A 15820-nucleotide genomic window follows, 5' to 3' on the forward strand; every position below is an offset into this window, starting at 1 on the left:
GCGTTTATTTTCCTGCTGGCTCTGCCTGATTAAATGATTCCAGCATTTTCAGGAATTCATCCGCCTGGCGATAACCACTCACCGGCTGGAATTTAGAGAAATCTTCAGCGAAAAACACAACGGTTGGGTAGCCACTTACTCTCAGGGCTTTGGTAAACTGGGGATTGGTAAACTCCTGGCCTTTAAAGGCAAAGCTCTTATTGGCTTCAGCGTCAAACTTAACCGCATAGAAATTTTCATTCACATACTCCACTACCTTTTCATCGGCAAAAGTGGTCTTATCCATTTTTTTGCACCATCCGCACCAATCCGTATACACATCCATGATGACCTTTTTTGGATTTTCTTTAGAAAGTTCTTGCGCTTCCTCTATCGTTACCCAATTGATTCCTTTAGTTGGTTTGCTTTCTTTAGGAGGTTCAGTAAATGAAGAAACTAAAAAGAGTAATCCCAAAGAAAGTACGCTAAGCATTAATTTATTCATAAGTGTGTTGTTTTCTTTATTTGCAAACGCACTAATTATACAAAAGATTCTCTATAATTCTGACAAAGATTAAGCCAGATGTCTTTTTGCTGAGCCGCTTGCAACATTTCTATGCATATTGCTGTAGAAGTTTTTCGTAGGGGGCTACGTTTTCCACCGATCTTAACAACATTTTTTTTTCTGAATAGCTGAGTAATTCCGAAGATCGCAGCATAATTTGCGGCAAATACTGACTGATCAGTGGAATGCTAGCACCATATACTACCTCTGCGATTCCTGCGAATAAGGCCGCGGCCGTACACATGGGGCATGGCTCACAGGTGGTATAGAGTATGGCATCCTTAAGTTTGCTTGCCCCGATCTTTTGACTGGCCTCCCTAATTGCATTCACCTCCGCGTGTGCAGTAGGGGCTTTACTTTGACTCACCGTATTAAACACTGCCGCCAATACCTTATTCTGCTGTACAATGACTGCCCCGAAGGGAGTTTTTCCCTCATGGGCTCTGTCAATGGCCAGTTGTAAGTAGTCTTCTTCTTGCATAAGCTGAGTGCAGTGGGTTAAGAAATGCTTGTGACGATAAGCTTATGATACTAAATTTAGTTATCAGGATTTTGGCTCGCTTTCTTCTGCTCCTCTTCCACATGCTTCACCAGCTTGTCGCAGAGCTCATTGATCTCATCAGACATATACGTGTCACCCGTGGCGGAAAGAATAGTCTGAGCGATACCGCCTATGGTATCTATAGAAAAACGCTTCATCTCGTCAACAGGCATCTCCTTAGTCCACAAATCTATTCTGAGCGTATTTTTTTGCAGATGGTCCCAAATGGAAAGGCTGATCGCATTGGAAGCGGAATCCGCGCCATCGTCTTTATCGGTGGCATCCCAAAAGATTTTTTCAGGCACATTATCGTCATCCAGATGTATGGTCAGGTTGATTTCTGACTTTTTCATAATTATTTGGTTTTCTTTTCAAAATATGCAGGCAAAGTTAGGCAAAGAAATGAGTATAGAGCAATTTGCCCGATGATACTTTTAGCCACCATACTAGCCATTGGCTTACACTTCCGGTGGGGTAAGCAGGTATACTACCAGCATTGAACAGTTTTTATCAGACTTATTAATGGGAACATGCGGTGTTCGTCCGTCAAAGAAAAGGGAATCTCCGGCTTCCATTTCCACAATATGTTCTCCAATATGATATTCTACCCTACCACTTAGCACGTATTTGAACTCAAAGCCATCTGTGGTGACGAAGTCTCTTTTAGAGTTTGGTTGCAAATCCAGAATTACAGCTTCCACAATTACGCTGGAAGCATGTTTGCTCAGGATATGTCTGTAAATAAATCCTATGGCACTCTCTTTTTCAGTAAATACGTAGTCTTCCTTTTTCTTATGAATGTAGGGGACATGTCCGTTTGCTTCTATGCCTTCAAAAAAAGCGCTGAATTCTACTTTAAGTACCTGAATAATGGAAACCAAAACGGGTAGAGATGGTACGGATCTTCCATTTTCAATCTTTGACAAAAGGCTTTTACTGATATTAGCTTCTTTGGCCACTTCGTGTAGCTTCAGGTTTTGTTGTTGACGTATGCTTCTTACTTTCTTGCCGATACCAGCAATAATCTGGTCATTCATTTCATTTTTTGCGTTAAAACTAATCAAATCCTTCATTTTCATTTCATAGGTTTTTAGCGATCTTCTTTTCCTGCAGGCTCACTTAATATTTTGTTAACAAAAACATAAAATAGCCATCATGCCCAATACTTTAATATAGGCATAAAAAAAGCGATTATTATAGCAACAAACATCTCGCCTTTCTTTTTCATATTCTAAAAAGTTTACATATATTAAACTCATGTTGTCTTATTGTGCGTAATTTTAACAATTACTTAAAGTATTGTTGAATTTAGCTCAATCCTATTTTTCTACTTTTGTACTGAATCCAATCATTAACCCAATGGAAAGGAGACAGTGTGCAAGCAAACCTATTCTTGATTAAATGAGAGGGCTGAAATGGTTTTATCCACTGTTTCAGCGCCTCTTCTCCCACTTTGCTTTTTGTAAGTCATACGATATAATTTTTAACCAAACTATCTGAATCTCATGATGAACCTTTTACAAACGCTAGTCAGGGTGAGGTACAAGGCAGGCTTTAGCTCAGGCTTGCTATTGTTTTCTCTGCTGCTTGGCTTTACTGCTTATGCCCAGGAGATGAGTATAAGTGGAAAAGTAACTGACCCTAACAACGAACCCATCCCCGGCGTAAATGTGCTGGTGAAAGGTACTACTCAGGGCACTATTACCGACATTGAAGGAAATTATCGCCTGAATGTCGCTGAGAATGCCGAAACCTTAGTATTCTCATTTGTAGGTTATGAAACGCAGGAGGTGACGATCAATGGGCGCACTACTATTGATGTGAACCTTGGTCTGGACGCACGTGAACTGGGTGAAGTAGTAGTTACTGCCCTCGGCGTAGAACGTGAAACCAAAGCCCTCGGCTACTCGGTCCAGGAAATTCAGGGAGAGTCCATTACCCAGGCCCGGGAGACCAACCTGGTCAACTCGCTAGCCGGTAAGGTTGCGGGTGTCAACGTCACCGGATCATCTACGACCATCGGCGGTTCTTCCCGTATCACCATCCGTGGAGAATCTTCGCTGGACATCAACAAAAATCAGCCTCTATTTATAGTGGACGGTGTGCCTATCAATAATAATATGATCGGCTCCTCCGGCTCAGGGAACCTGGAAGCGGACTATGGCAATGGCGCCGGTGAAGTAAATCCCGATGATGTTGAAAGCATCAGTGTCCTTAAAGGTCCCAATGCAGCCGCGCTTTACGGTTCCAGGGCTGCCAACGGGGTGATTATCATCACTACTAAGTCCGGCAAAGGAGCCAATGGGATAGGTGTCAGTGTCAACTCTACCACCTCTTTTGAAAATCCTCTTCGCCTCCCTGATTGGCAGGATCAATACGGACAAGGAAACCGTGGTCAATTCGCATTTGTAGACGGTTCCGGTGCAGGCATCGCTGATGGAGTTGACGAAAGCTGGGGCCCCCGTCTGGATGGTCAGCTCCTTCCTCAGTTTGACTCTCCCCGTGATGCTGCCGGTTTCCGTGGGGGCGACATTGACGCAGCTCCAGATGGAAGTACCATCACGCCTACTCCCTGGACCGCTAATCCTGATAACATCAATGACTTCTTTGAAACCGGAGTCACGCTGACTAATAATGTCGCCGTTTCAGGAGGTAACAAGGATGGTAATTTCAGATTGTCCTTTACCAATCTGGACCAGAGCGGTATGTTACCCAATACTGACCTGCGAAGAAATACCATGCTTTTCAGCGGGGGCTATAACCTCACGGACAAGCTGAAAGCAAACGCCATGGTCAACTATATCAGAAGCAGAAGTGATAACCGCCCCTCTATCAGCTATGGTACCGAAAGCATTATGTATCTATGGGTGTGGTATGGCAGACAAATCAATACGGGTAACCTTCGTGATTACTGGCAGCCCGGCCTGGAAGGCAGACAGCAGTTTAATTATAACTACAACTACCACGACAACCCTTACTTCACCATGTACGAGAATACCAATGGGCAGGCGAAAGACAGGGTACTGGGGAATATCTCATTGACCTATAAATTTACCGACGAGCTGAGCCTGATGGTACGTTCCGGCACTGACTTTTATCGCGAACTGAGAGACAGAAAAAGAGCGTTCAGTACGCAGCGCTTTCCCTTCGGTATGTACCGGGAAGACAATATTTTCTTTGAAGAAAGAAACACGGACTTCCTGCTGACTTACGACAAAAACTTTGATGATGTATGGGATGTCAATGTCTCATTGGGTGGCAACCGTATGGACCAGAACTATGAGTATAATGAGTTAGTTGCACCTCAGCTATCCATTCCAGGCATTTACAATTTTGGTAACTCCAGGGTAGCGCTGCAGGCTGAAGAGTTTGTCAATTCCAAACGAATCAACAGCTTATATGGACTGGCTCGTTTCGGTTATCAGAATGTGCTTTTCCTGGATTTAACCGCTCGTAACGACTGGTCCAGTACGCTTCCGGCAGATAACAATTCCTACTTCTACCCTTCTGTCTCGGCCAGTGCAGTGATCAGTGATATGGTGGAGTTGCCCTCTGCCATCTCATTTGCAAAGCTGAGAGCCGGCTGGGCGCAGGTGGGTAACGATACCGACCCTTACCGCCTTACCAATGTTTACAATTACCTGCCTCCCTGGGAGACTACGCAGAGGGTTACCGAATCATCAGTCATCCGAAACCCTGAGCTGAAGCCGGAGATCGTGACATCATTTGAGATAGGTACCGATATGCGCTTCTTTGGCGGTAGAATGGGGCTGGACTTCACCTACTACAATATGAGCAGCCGCAACCAGATCCTGCAGATTGATGTAGACCGCACTTCGGGCTATAGCAGTAAGGTGATCAATGCCGGTGAAATTGAAAACAGAGGCGTAGAACTGATGCTGACAGGTACACCGGTTGAACTTAATAACAGCCTGCGTTGGGATGTATCGGTGAACTGGTCCAGAAACCGCTCACAAGTGGTGGAGCTGGCTGATGATATTCCGTCTTATCGCATCGCAGCCAACCGTGGAGCTGAAATTCTTGCAGTACCCGGTGAGCGTATGGGCGACATCTATGGCTCGGTATTCCAGCGCTACAATGGCGAGATTGTGTACAACGAATCTGGCTTCCCATTAAGAACTTCTGAGCTGGAAAAAGTAGGCAATTACAATCCAGACTGGATGATGGGTATTAACAATACCATCAGCTTCAAAGGTTTTAACCTGGGCGTGCTGCTGGATATTCGTCAGGGAGGCATCATTGTCTCGCAAACCACCTGGATAGGTAGAAATGCCGGTCAGCTGGAAGGTACCGTAGTAGGCCGTGAAAATGGTATGGTGGGCGAAGGAGTGATCGCCACCGCCTATGATGAAGCCGGAAACATCACTGCTGCCCGCCCTAATGATGTGGTAGTGCCTGCCCGTGACTGGAACTACCAGTACTTTCGCAGAGAGAGCAATATTGAGGCCGGCGCCTGGGATGCTTCTTACACCAAATTGAGAGAGATCAGGTTTGGCTATACTTTACCCAACAGTTTGCTGGAGTCACTCCCTTTCCGTGATGTGAGCTTGTCTGTAGTGGGAAGGAATGTAGCACTCTGGACACAAAACCCTCATATTGACCCTGAGAATATGTCGCTATCCGGAGGCACACTGGTTCCCGGCGTGGAAAATATGGCATATCCTACGCCTCGCAGTATAGGTTTCAACCTGAATTTTAAACTGTAAACTGAGGTCTACAACGCAAAAAAATTGAAGCAATGAAATATATTAATAGTAAAAATCTACTCACCATCCTATTAGCGCTCTTTGTCACCAGCGCCTGTGATGATGATTTTGAAGAAATTAATGCCAACCCTAACCAGCCTGAGACTGTCACTTCTGATCTGCTGCTCACCAATGTGATCATCCAGGCGGTAAGGGAAATGGACGGGCAAGCCTGGGGTACCGGAAATGTAGTGGCCCAGCATGTAGCCAAGATTCAGTTTACCGGCCGTGACCGTTATGACTGGACGCCGGAAGGCTCGCCCTGGTTTGACTTCTACGACGTGCTCCGTGATGTCAATAACATTATTGATAATGAGGAAAGTGAAAATAGTTATGTAGCGGTATCGCTGATCATGAAATCCTGGATGTATCAGATTCTGACTGACCTCTACGGTGATATTCCTTATTCTCAGGCTATTCAGGGTAAATCTGAAGCTAACTTCACCCCGGTATTTGATTCACAGCAGAATATTTACGCTGGCATACTGACAGATCTGGAAAAGGCTAATACCATTCTAAATACCAATGCTACACCCATCTCAGGTGACATCCTATTCAATGGAGACCTGAGCCGCTGGCAGAAAATGGCTAATTCATTAAGACTTCGTATCCTGATGCGTCAGTCTGAGCAGATTGATCCTTCTTCCGCCATGTCGGCGATTCTCAATGATGTTAACGCACCTGTTTTTACCAGCAATGAAGATCATGCGGTATTAGATTACCTGAGTTCTGCTCCCAATCAGCAGCCGCTCTATACCACTCGCTCAGGCTCTTTTGATGAGTACCGCCTCAGTCAGTTTATGGAAAATATTCTAAAAGATTTAAATGATAACCGGCTGTTTGCATACGCCCAGCCTACCACCAATTCCGGTGCCGGACTGGTAGGTGAACCGGAGGATTATGTAGGTGTACCCAACGGCTTAGCTGATGAAAGCGCTTTGATATTCAATGGAGGTTCTAATTTTGTATCACGTGTTGGCCTGATGTACTCCTGCTTAGCCTGCGACGATATGGCCTCACCTACTGCTCGTCAGGGCATGATCATGACCTACTCAGAACTGCAGTTCATTCTGGCTGAAGCTGCGGAGAAAGGTTATATCGGGGGAGAAGCTGAAACATATTACCTGAACGGTGTAGAAGCTTCATTTGACTACTTTGTAGAAAGAACAGCGCTGATCGCTCCGGAAATCAGTGAAGCCGTAATGCCGGAAGCCAGCTATTTTACACAAGCTGAGATTGCTTATACCGGCACTCAGGAAGAAAAACTGGAGAAAATCGCGCTGCAAAAGTGGCTGGCGCTATTCTTCAACGGCAACGAAGCCTGGGCAGAATGGAGAAGAAGCGGTTACCCCGAGATTGAGCCCGGACCGGATGCGTTGGTCAATCAGGTGCCTACCCGCTTTATGTATCCTATTGAGGCGCAGTCGCTGAATGGAGACAACTATGATGCAGCCATTTTTTCTCAGGGCCCAGATGTGATCACTACCAAGGTATGGTGGGATGTTCAGTAATCATTAAACAAAGCAAGACAATGAAAAATATATTCAGCATAATTACTCTTATGGTTATCAGCAGCACATTTTTACTCAGCAGCTGCTATGATGAGTTTGACAAGACCGAAGCTTTTGAACCCTTTACCAGGCTTACTTTCACTCCTGCTGACGGTGATTTTGAAGGTGCTACCGATGTGATTATAGAGATCACCGCTCCTGATCTGGAAAGCGCAACCGCTATCGCACTGGGAGATGGCTTGAGTGTAGACTTAGGTACCCTTAATTTCAGCAATGGCGTAGCCACTTTGAGTGTACCTCTGTCAGAAATAGAAGGGGCTGACAGAATTAATTTTACGGCTTCCAATACTGACGGGAGACCTTTTACCACACGCTATCAGATTTCTTACTAACTGTTTTGAGATAATCAAGCTTTGTGATTAGTCCTTAGCCTACCAAAAAGCGTGAGATTCCTGAAATTTCACGCTTTTTTCTTTTAATTAACTTAATTACAGATAACGGCTTTGCTTGCTCATGACTATCCTACTTTCAATTATGAAAACACTACTTAGCTGCTTCACCGCCTTACTCCTGTCATTTCCGATATTCGCCCAGATTCCAGACGAACATCTTGTCGGAGCATGGCATTTTGCTCCTCAATACACGCTACCCGGCAATGCTCACAATATTCCCGGTCCTTTTATTTCTCCTCCGGCAACGCCTTACAAAAAAGTAGATACGCAGGCTTATCCACTTATTTTTCATGGAGAAGACCCTACTGAACGTATCATTAATTTTCTTCCTGCTGACAGCTTGCCTCACGGCCCGTTCTCATTGGAAATGTGGCTGGTTGATCATGTCAATCAGCCGGTGGGTGTGTTGGCTACCGTCAAAGGAAAAGACGTGAATACTGAGCCAGACTGGTTACTTGCTTACTATGATGGTGATGTGATTTTTACCCTGTTAACCGAGGATTCACCCAGAGGCACAATTTTGCATGCCCAGGCTGATAAGCCCTGGAAACGTTACTGGCACCACTTACTAGCCACTTATGATGGCAGTCGGATAAGCTTGTATCTGAATGGTACTGAAGTAAGCAGCACTAGCGTAAAAAAGCGCCTTCAGGATAGATCGGCCTCTCCTGAGATTGAAGTTGCCGCCTATATGAAAAACGAACCTTATATGGATATGGGAAATCTGCTGAGGGATTTGCGCATTTACAATTGTGCGCTGAACAGTGAGCAGGTACAGAGCCGTTTTGAAAGTTTACAAACTACCGTTGAGGAAGGCTGGTTTTACGAAGATAAATTTCATTTTAACGCAGGCCCTTACCTTCATTTTGCTACACAGAAAAGTATCAATCTGATTTGGGAAACAGATCGTCCTGCTACTGCAAGCATCAAATACGGTAAGCAACTTCCTTTGCAGGAAGAAGTAAAAGCTTCTAACTTTGAAACCATTCAGGAAATCACGTTGGAAAATCTGGAAGCGGCTACTCCTTACTTCTACAATATCATTTCTAGGGATGAGGAAGGGAATAAGATAGAGTCAGGTGTACTTACTTTTCAGACGGCTGTGCAGGATGAAGGAGCCTACTCCTTTGCGTTGATTGGAGATACAGAGGCCCGCCCTCATATCAATGACCGCATCACTAAAATGGTATGGGATGAGCGCCCTAATTTCGTACTAAACCTGGGTGATTTGACCGATGGCGGGTTTGAGCCTCATAAGTTTGAATGGAACTACGAATACTTTGCCGGCACAAGACAGTTACACAGCCGCGTTCCGGTTTTTCCGGTAGCGGGTAATGGAGAAGCAGATCTTTTCTGGTATAAAAAATACCACAGATTACCCAATGACGAGGTTTACTATGCATTCCGCTATGGCAATGCTGAGTTTTTTATGCTGAATAGCAATGAGAGCAAGGAACAGTTTAAGCCAGGAGGAGAACAGTACGTCTGGCTGGAAAACGCTCTGAAAGCTTCAACCGCACAATGGAAATTTGTAGCCCATCATCATGCCCCCTACTCCGCTGATGAAAATGATTACGGAAATTCCTGGGAAGGACCATCAAATTACGGAGACCCGACGGTGCGCCCTGTCGTAGCGCTGTACGAAAAATATGGGGTAGATATGGTTTTCTTTGGTCACCTGCATACCTATCAACGTAGCCTGCCGGTGCTGGATGATTTGGTCAAAGAAGAGGGAGGTGTGATTTATGTACAATGTGGCGGTGGTGGCGGTAATCTGGAAGATTTTGCTCCGGCCAGGGCCTGGTTTAGTGCCAAAACCTATCGTGGTCACCACTATGCAACCATTAGCATTCACCACAATAAGTTGCGCTACCAGGTATTTGATACAGAAGGCAGGATGAAAGATTTATTGGATATAGTCAAATAAAAAAGCCAACTCAATAGAATGAGATGGCTTCATTTTAGACATGAAATGGAATCTATCTTTCCAATTTCATTAATTCTGCGTCTATGTTATATTCTTTGACCAGTTCTGTAGTATATTTCTTTCTTCCGTAGGGTACTAACAAATAAAACTGCCCATTCTTGATCTTTGCCAGATTAGAAAACAGCTTCCACTTACTTACTACATCCTGTATATTTTTTTATCACCCTCTACTACCTGAAAATAATCTTTACCTAGATCCTTCTCACCAGTAAGGTCAGGCGTATATGATTTGTCAGAGGTTTTTTCGGTAAAGCTGGTAGGTGATTCATATTCAGGCAATTCTGCCTTAATATCACTATACCCTCTTTTTTCCAAAAGGCGGACAGCTTGCTGCAAGTACTTCATCTGTTTGCTGTCCTTTTTTGTAATCACTGTATCTGTATCCATAGTAAACAAGTAAAATTTTCAATATACCAAATTGTCATTGAGCAGGTGTCTGTCTAAACGACACTCAGATTGTAATAAAACACAAGAGTTTTGCTCCGGAACGGAGACGAATGTGTAATATTAAAAAATTTTATAGCTACCAATGACTATAATAAAACAGCTGCTAAGTTAATAAAGTTCGGTTAAAGTTTGAATAAGTAATAGTATTAATTTGATTTTACACTAGTTTTAGGCTAACCTAAAACTAGTGTATTTGGTTTGATAGCTAACTAATTAAGCTACTAATTCAAAGGCTTCTTTCATGGCATCAGCTGTCTTTTTTACCGCAGCCTCGTCTTCCATATCACGAAGTTCCTGATTGAATGGCTCAGCCCGAATAGGGCCATCAAATCCAATCTGAATGAGCGCATTCAAAAACCCTTTTATGTCTATTACTCCACTACTCATGGGCAGCTCTCTTTTTCCATCTATCTGTTCCAGTCTGCTAAATCCAGAACGTGCGTCATTGAGGTCACAGGCCACAACTTCACTGTTATTCAAAGTCAAAATGTCATTTACATTTTCACCAGCAGTGTACCAGTGGAAGCTATCCAGCACAAACCCTACATTGGGCTCGCCTATGGCAGTGATTAGTTCTTTGGTCTCAGCCATGCTGCGCATAAAAGGGTATTCTTTGGCATTCTGCAAGGTTTTTGGACCTACATACTCCAGACCAAACCGTATGTTATGATCACCTAAAATTTTAGCGACTTCGCGCAGTCGGATTGCGTGTTCCCTGAAGTTTTGCAGGTAATTGAGCGTAGGATGATTAGGCATAATCCAGGTAGTGATCCGGTTCACGCCTGCTTTCTCTAATCCTTCTGCATGCTTAGGCAAAGCTTTTAGGTCAGCCTCAAAAGTACTGCGGTCGTTACGAAACTGTACCGGCAGTCCGGCATTGCCCCACACCAGATTTTTTTGCTTCATATCAGCCAGAAGCTTCTCCCTCTCTGAAGAAGAAATGTCAGCGAGATAAGCTGAATGAGCACTCACCGACTCAAAACCATATTTGCTTGCCAAATCAATTAACTCTTTTTGTCCGACGCTTACACCGATTGAGCCGCCATCCAGTTGCATTGTAAATTTACGTGAAGCAAAAGAGCGCCCAGGGTGGCCCAACACTTGAGTAAGGGGTGCAGATAAAGCGGCTGCGGTAAGTAAGGAAGATTTTTGAATAAATTCGCGTCGGTTGTGCATATTTGTATTGTGTTTTTTCAAGTATAGCACTTTTTAGAAAAACTTAAAAACAGACAAAAAGGTCTGCATTGAAATATCCAAACTGAGCGCATATGTTTATCAATATTAATTGTGCTTAATTCAAAACATTTCAGACTCGATTCTATTTATTAGATGTAAGCTTAAATAGCCATTTTTTTAACTTTAATTGTGTATAGATATGAAATCGGTAGATAATAAATTCATTTTTTTTGCTTTTGCTTTAACAATATTTACTATTTCCGACCTGTTTGCCCAAGCTCAAAATCCTGCGATGACAGATAGCAGCAATGTTTATTTGGGAGAGGCAATCGGAAGGTCTCAGATTGAACTTAGCGAACTTCCGGAGGAAGTGACTGAAAGCATTAAAGCAACTGCGTATGGCGATATGAATATGATCGCTGTTTATAAGCTCAGTATAGTACCAGGACAAGAAACTGCTACGGATAGTATTATTAATGCTTCGATGAGTAAAGATGGTAGTCGTCGTCCGTATCGTATGAGAAATGATAACTTAAGCCTTAACGAAACTTACTACCAGGACACTTATAACGACATTCGGAATGAGGAAATGGAGAGTACAGCTCAGGAAAATGCCACCGACGCTGACATGACTGAGGATGAGGCCGCACAGAAGGAAATGCCCTCAAATGTGGAAGTCTATTATGAGATTGAGGTAAATGACGAAGACAAAGCCGATACCTATGTACTCATGTTTGATGATAGCGGTCAGCTTACTCATACCATCCCTGAAGATATGTAAGCGAAAACATGAAAACGGGCCAGTTGCCCGTTTTTTTTGTTTAAGTACAACTGAACTGCTTCAATTTCAGTGGGCCGAAGCCATAAACTCAGGTCTGGCCTCTTGCTTAAAAAGTACCCAAAGTCCATAACCCCCTAATGCAGTCCCAAAAGGAAAGCCAGGTAGACTTACAATACTCAGAATGATGACAAGTATCCTGGCCCACTCCTGACGTTTAAGTAGTCCCCATCCTCCCAAGATACTTACTCCACCCATCGCAGCCATAAAAAAACCAAACCCTCCTCCTACTAAGGAAGTCACCCACATGGCGTTCTCATCTCCGGATATCAGTCCACTGCCCGCGATAAAAAGAGCGATAATCAATCCTGTAAGTACTGTAAGCGTACCTAATACGATATGCAAATATGCGAGGATTTCAATGTGTCTGCGCATTTCTTGTGTTGGTTAGGGTTGTTAATCAACACAATATAAAAATTCTGGTGAATATTTATTTTAAATACTTCTTCAATTGTCTATCTGTACGGACGGTTGCTTGTCAGGAAAGCTTATGCTTATACGATTCATAACCGAAGGTCTTCACCAGCTCAAAGGTGTCGTCCTCATGCCAGATTCCGATAGAAGGATGCCTGACACCATTGAAAGTAGTGGTCTTCACCATAGTATAGTGCATCATATCATCGAATACCAGCATGTCTCCGGGCTTAAGAGGTTGATCAAAATGATAGTCGCCAACATAATCTCCTGCCAGACAGGTAGTACCTCCGATACGGTAAGCCGGATGTCCTGGTCTGGCGTCTTTGGCGCCCAGAATTTTAGGCTTGTAGGGCATCTCTATGCAATCAGGCATATGGGCAGCCACACTTACATCCAGTATTACCGCATGTATTCCTTTGCTGTCAATCACATCCTGTACCGTAGAAGTGAGATAACCAGTATCCCAGGCTACAGCGGAGCCTGGCTCCATGATAATCTCCAGATCATACTTTTCACGCATACTTTTAACCAGTCCGATCAGATGATTGATATCATAACCTTCTCTCGTCATCAGGTGCCCACCTCCCATATTCAGCCATTTGGCCTGATGGAGCAAGTGACTGAATTTGGCTTCTACTTCTTTGAGTGTGCGTTCTAATGCATGGGAATCACTTTCACAAAGCGTGTGGAAATGTAAACCTTCTATGCCTTCCGGCAGTTTATCTCCAATCTGGTCGGCGGTAACGCCCAGTCGGGTGCCAATGGCACACGGATTATACAGGTCTGTTTCTACCTCAGAATATTCCGGATTGATGCGTAACGCACAGGAGATCTCCTTTGTATTGGCTTTCACTTTGTCTTTAAAGCGCTCCCACTGCGCAGGAGAATTGAAGGTGATATGGTTACAATAACTCATCAGTTCATCAAACTCATCCTCAAAATAGGCCGGACTATAGGCATGTACTTCATCACCAAACTCCTCAAAACCCAATCGTGCTTCGTGCAAAGAAGAAGCAGTAGTACCGTGCAAATATTTTTTGATCAATCCGAAGGTACTGAACATAGCAAAACCTTTGAGTGCCAGTATGATGTTGACACCTGATTCATCCTGTACTCGCTTCATAATCTCCAGATTACGGCGTAATTTACGCTCTTCCAACACAAAACAGGCTGAGGGAACTTCCTTAAAATTGATAGGCATAATAGGTATTCATTGAAAAGGGAGGCTTTACACCTCCCCTATTTTGCTGTATATTAATTGATGTTGTAATCGTCAAAAGCCAGTGGTTCGTCCACTTTTTCATGCCAGGGCAGCCCGTATTTGTTGAGGGCTTCCATAAAAGGGTCTGGATCAAATTCTTCCACATTAAAGACCCCTTCTTTCTTCCACTCTCCGGTCAGCATTAGCATAGCCCCGATCATAGCAGGTACGCCGGTAGTGTAGGATACTGCCTGCGCACTAACTTCTTTATAGGTTTCGGCATGGTCGCAGTTATTATAAACATAATAAGTCTTCTCCTGGCCATCTTTGATCCCTTTAATCTGACAGCCGATAGAAGTCTGCCCTTTATAATTTTCACCCAATGTACCTGGTTCCGGTAGTACTGCCTTCAGAAACTCCAGGGGCACGATATCCATTCCGTTGAATTTAACTGGATCAATACGCGTCATACCTACATTTTGCAATACTGTCAAGTGCTTAATGTACTCCTGTCCGAAAGTCATCCAGAAGCGGGCCCGCTTCAGATGTTTGATGTTTTTGGTAAGTGACTCCAGTTCTTCATGATAGAGCAGGTAAGACTCCTTAGGACCAATCTCGGGATAGTCAATCGGCCGGTGAATTTCCAGTGGCTTTGTTTCCTTCCACGCTCCTTTTTCCCAGTAGCGGCCATTTTGCGTAATCTCACGAATATTGATCTCGGGATTGAAGTTAGTCGCGAAAGCCTTGCCGTGATCTCCGGCATTACAATCAATGATATCCAGGTAGTGGATTTCATCAAAATGATGCTTTTGTGCATAAGCAGTGAACACCCCGGTTACGCCGGGATCAAAGCCACAACCGAGTAAGGCCATCAGACCGGCTTCTTTAAAACGATCCTGATATTCCCATTGCCACTTGTATTCAAATTTCGCTACATCTTTTGGCTCGTAATTAGCAGTATCCAGATAATGTACCCCGGTTTCCAGACAGGCATCCATGATCGTCAGATCCTGATAAGGCAATGCTACATTGATTACCATCTCCGGCTTGAATTTGTTGATCAATGCTACCAGCTCGGGTACATGATCAGCATCTACCCGGGCGGTCTGAATAGGCTGGGCATCAGGATATTTTTCAGCTACCATCCGGGCAATAGCATCGCATTTGGATTGAGTACGGCTGGCCAGCATAATTTCTGAAAAAACTTCAGGAACGGAGGCACATTTGTGGGCAACGACATTCCCTACACCACCGGCTCCAATGATTAACACTTTACTCATAGGTCTAAAAAGTTTATAATGGCATGATGTGTCGCAAAGGTACAAATTCAACCCATAAAGCAAATAGGTGTTTGCCCAAGCTCAAAAAAATGAATCGCTATAAAAAAAAGATTGTCCCGACGGAAGCGAAACAATCTCTCAGAAATTGAAATTACAAAATTCAATCTGTCCTTATCCTAGAAATGCTTTTAACATCCAGATACGCTTTTCAGTCTCGGTAATCAATTCACTGATCACCGTTATAGTAGCTTCATCCTGAAAACTTTCTGCCAGATGCAGTACTTCCTTAAGATCATATAACAGTACCTGGCTGTTCTTCATCGCTATACTTACCGCCTCTTCTCCCTTGCTGATATTTTTGGCAGAGCTAAGCTGCGCCTGCTGAAAATATTCTTCTATGGTATGTAATGGCGTAGCTCCCAATGCACGAATACGCTCTGCGATAACATCTACAGCTTCGCTGGCTTCTCTGTATAAATCCTCAAATTTATCATGTAATTGGAAAAAAAGGTGTCCCTTTACATTCCAGTGAAACCCTCTTAAATTATGATAATACAGCTGATAGTCAGCAAGCAGTTGATTCAGCTCTTGTACAAGTTTTTCATTTCTCACTTCAGTGCGAGATTTAGCGACTACAGTGTTCATTGTTTTGTTGCTTTG

The 15820-nt window shown here is 43.8% G+C and carries 15 protein-coding genes; 5 read left to right on the forward strand and 10 right to left on the reverse strand.

Translation table 11 applies throughout. The annotated features are described in order from the left end of the window. Window positions 1–4: 4 nt before the first annotated feature. The 4 genes from OKW21_RS18375 to OKW21_RS18390 form a co-directional block, all read right to left on the reverse strand. On the reverse strand, window positions 5–484 hold the full coding sequence (locus OKW21_RS18375; protein ID WP_277481858.1) for a thioredoxin family protein: 480 nt from the start codon (window positions 482–484) through the stop codon (window positions 5–7). Window positions 485–593: 109 nt separating this feature from the next. Further along, entirely contained in the window at window positions 594–1025 is a 432-nt protein-coding gene (locus tag OKW21_RS18380) for a nucleoside deaminase (protein WP_277481860.1), read from the reverse strand. A 56-nt stretch (window positions 1026–1081) separates the two neighbouring features. Continuing rightward, entirely contained in the window at window positions 1082–1438 is a 357-nt protein-coding gene (gldC, locus tag OKW21_RS18385) for a gliding motility protein GldC (RefSeq protein ID WP_277481863.1), read from the reverse strand. Window positions 1439–1543: 105 nt separating this feature from the next. Then, window positions 1544–2164 carry a helix-turn-helix domain-containing protein gene (locus OKW21_RS18390; RefSeq protein ID WP_277481865.1) on the reverse strand — a complete coding sequence of 207 codons (621 nt, stop codon included), beginning with the start codon at window positions 2162–2164 and terminating at the stop codon, window positions 1544–1546. A gap of 426 nt (window positions 2165–2590) precedes the next feature. Between OKW21_RS18390 and OKW21_RS18395 the strand changes: the two genes are divergently transcribed. From OKW21_RS18395 to OKW21_RS18410, 4 genes are all read left to right on the forward strand, one after another. Further along, the gene (locus OKW21_RS18395; RefSeq protein WP_277481867.1) at window positions 2591–5812 is read left to right on the forward strand and encodes a SusC/RagA family TonB-linked outer membrane protein; all 3222 of its coding nucleotides are present in this window, start codon (window positions 2591–2593) and stop codon (window positions 5810–5812) included. Between the two features lie 32 nt (window positions 5813–5844). Next, on the forward strand, window positions 5845–7362 hold the full coding sequence (locus OKW21_RS18400; RefSeq protein ID WP_277481869.1) for a SusD/RagB family nutrient-binding outer membrane lipoprotein: 1518 nt from the start codon (window positions 5845–5847) through the stop codon (window positions 7360–7362). 20 nt (window positions 7363–7382) lie between these two features. Further along, the gene (locus OKW21_RS18405) at window positions 7383–7754 is read left to right on the forward strand and encodes a hypothetical protein (protein ID WP_277481871.1); all 372 of its coding nucleotides are present in this window, start codon (window positions 7383–7385) and stop codon (window positions 7752–7754) included. Window positions 7755–7896: 142 nt separating this feature from the next. After that, window positions 7897–9741, forward strand: coding sequence for a metallophosphoesterase (locus OKW21_RS18410; RefSeq protein WP_277481873.1), 1845 nt, complete (start codon window positions 7897–7899; stop codon window positions 9739–9741). 198 nt (window positions 9742–9939) lie between these two features. Here OKW21_RS18410 and OKW21_RS18415 read toward each other — a convergent pair whose 3' ends face one another. Continuing rightward, on the reverse strand, window positions 9940–10188 hold the full coding sequence (locus OKW21_RS18415) for a hypothetical protein (protein WP_277481876.1): 249 nt from the start codon (window positions 10186–10188) through the stop codon (window positions 9940–9942). Window positions 10189–10461: 273 nt separating this feature from the next. Continuing rightward, window positions 10462–11445 carry a sugar phosphate isomerase/epimerase family protein gene (locus OKW21_RS18420; RefSeq protein ID WP_277481878.1) on the reverse strand — a complete coding sequence of 328 codons (984 nt, stop codon included), beginning with the start codon at window positions 11443–11445 and terminating at the stop codon, window positions 10462–10464. A 178-nt stretch (window positions 11446–11623) separates the two neighbouring features. On the opposite strand from OKW21_RS18420, the gene OKW21_RS18425 reads away from it, so the two are divergent. Next, window positions 11624–12205, forward strand: coding sequence for a hypothetical protein (locus OKW21_RS18425; RefSeq protein ID WP_277481880.1), 582 nt, complete (start codon window positions 11624–11626; stop codon window positions 12203–12205). A 66-nt stretch (window positions 12206–12271) separates the two neighbouring features. Here OKW21_RS18425 and OKW21_RS18430 read toward each other — a convergent pair whose 3' ends face one another. From OKW21_RS18430 to OKW21_RS18445, 4 genes are all read right to left on the reverse strand, one after another. Then, a complete protein-coding gene (locus OKW21_RS18430) occupies window positions 12272–12637 on the reverse strand; it encodes a hypothetical protein (protein WP_277481882.1) in 366 nt (121 codons plus the stop codon). 103 nt (window positions 12638–12740) lie between these two features. Further along, window positions 12741–13880, reverse strand: a complete 1140-nt coding sequence (gene nspC, locus OKW21_RS18435) for a carboxynorspermidine decarboxylase (RefSeq protein ID WP_277481888.1) — start codon at window positions 13878–13880, stop codon at window positions 12741–12743. A 53-nt stretch (window positions 13881–13933) separates the two neighbouring features. Then, a complete protein-coding gene (locus OKW21_RS18440) occupies window positions 13934–15160 on the reverse strand; it encodes a saccharopine dehydrogenase family protein (protein WP_277481891.1) in 1227 nt (408 codons plus the stop codon). Between the two features lie 171 nt (window positions 15161–15331). Further along, the gene (locus OKW21_RS18445; RefSeq protein WP_277481892.1) at window positions 15332–15805 is read right to left on the reverse strand and encodes a Dps family protein; all 474 of its coding nucleotides are present in this window, start codon (window positions 15803–15805) and stop codon (window positions 15332–15334) included. Window positions 15806–15820 lie beyond the last annotated feature (15 nt).

Origin of the sequence: Catalinimonas alkaloidigena, assembly GCF_029504655.1 — a bacterium.
Lineage (GTDB): Bacteria > Bacteroidota > Bacteroidia > Cytophagales > Cyclobacteriaceae > Catalinimonas > Catalinimonas alkaloidigena.

What these genes read in the sequence shown, in the direction of transcription:
- OKW21_RS18440 (WP_277481891.1), bottom strand. Translation starts at nt 15,160, where the DNA reads ATGAGTAAAGTGTTAATCATTGGAGCCGGTGGTGTAGGGAATGTCGTT.
- OKW21_RS18425 (WP_277481880.1), top strand. Translation starts at nt 11,624, where the DNA reads ATGAAATCGGTAGATAATAAATTCATTTTTTTTGCTTTTGCTTTAACA.
- OKW21_RS18400 (WP_277481869.1), top strand. Translation starts at nt 5,845, where the DNA reads ATGAAATATATTAATAGTAAAAATCTACTCACCATCCTATTAGCGCTC.
- OKW21_RS18395 (WP_277481867.1), top strand. Translation starts at nt 2,591, where the DNA reads ATGATGAACCTTTTACAAACGCTAGTCAGGGTGAGGTACAAGGCAGGC.
- OKW21_RS18390 (WP_277481865.1), bottom strand. Translation starts at nt 2,164, where the DNA reads ATGAAAATGAAGGATTTGATTAGTTTTAACGCAAAAAATGAAATGAAT.
- OKW21_RS18405 (WP_277481871.1), top strand. Translation starts at nt 7,383, where the DNA reads ATGAAAAATATATTCAGCATAATTACTCTTATGGTTATCAGCAGCACA.
- OKW21_RS18410 (WP_277481873.1), top strand. Translation starts at nt 7,897, where the DNA reads ATGAAAACACTACTTAGCTGCTTCACCGCCTTACTCCTGTCATTTCCG.
- OKW21_RS18415 (WP_277481876.1), bottom strand. Translation starts at nt 10,188, where the DNA reads ATGGATACAGATACAGTGATTACAAAAAAGGACAGCAAACAGATGAAG.
- OKW21_RS18375 (WP_277481858.1), bottom strand. Translation starts at nt 484, where the DNA reads ATGAATAAATTAATGCTTAGCGTACTTTCTTTGGGATTACTCTTTTTA.
- OKW21_RS18430 (WP_277481882.1), bottom strand. Translation starts at nt 12,637, where the DNA reads ATGCGCAGACACATTGAAATCCTCGCATATTTGCATATCGTATTAGGT.
- nspC (WP_277481888.1), bottom strand. Translation starts at nt 13,880, where the DNA reads ATGCCTATCAATTTTAAGGAAGTTCCCTCAGCCTGTTTTGTGTTGGAA.
- gldC (WP_277481863.1), bottom strand. Translation starts at nt 1,438, where the DNA reads ATGAAAAAGTCAGAAATCAACCTGACCATACATCTGGATGACGATAAT.
- OKW21_RS18380 (WP_277481860.1), bottom strand. Translation starts at nt 1,025, where the DNA reads ATGCAAGAAGAAGACTACTTACAACTGGCCATTGACAGAGCCCATGAG.
- OKW21_RS18445 (WP_277481892.1), bottom strand. Translation starts at nt 15,805, where the DNA reads ATGAACACTGTAGTCGCTAAATCTCGCACTGAAGTGAGAAATGAAAAA.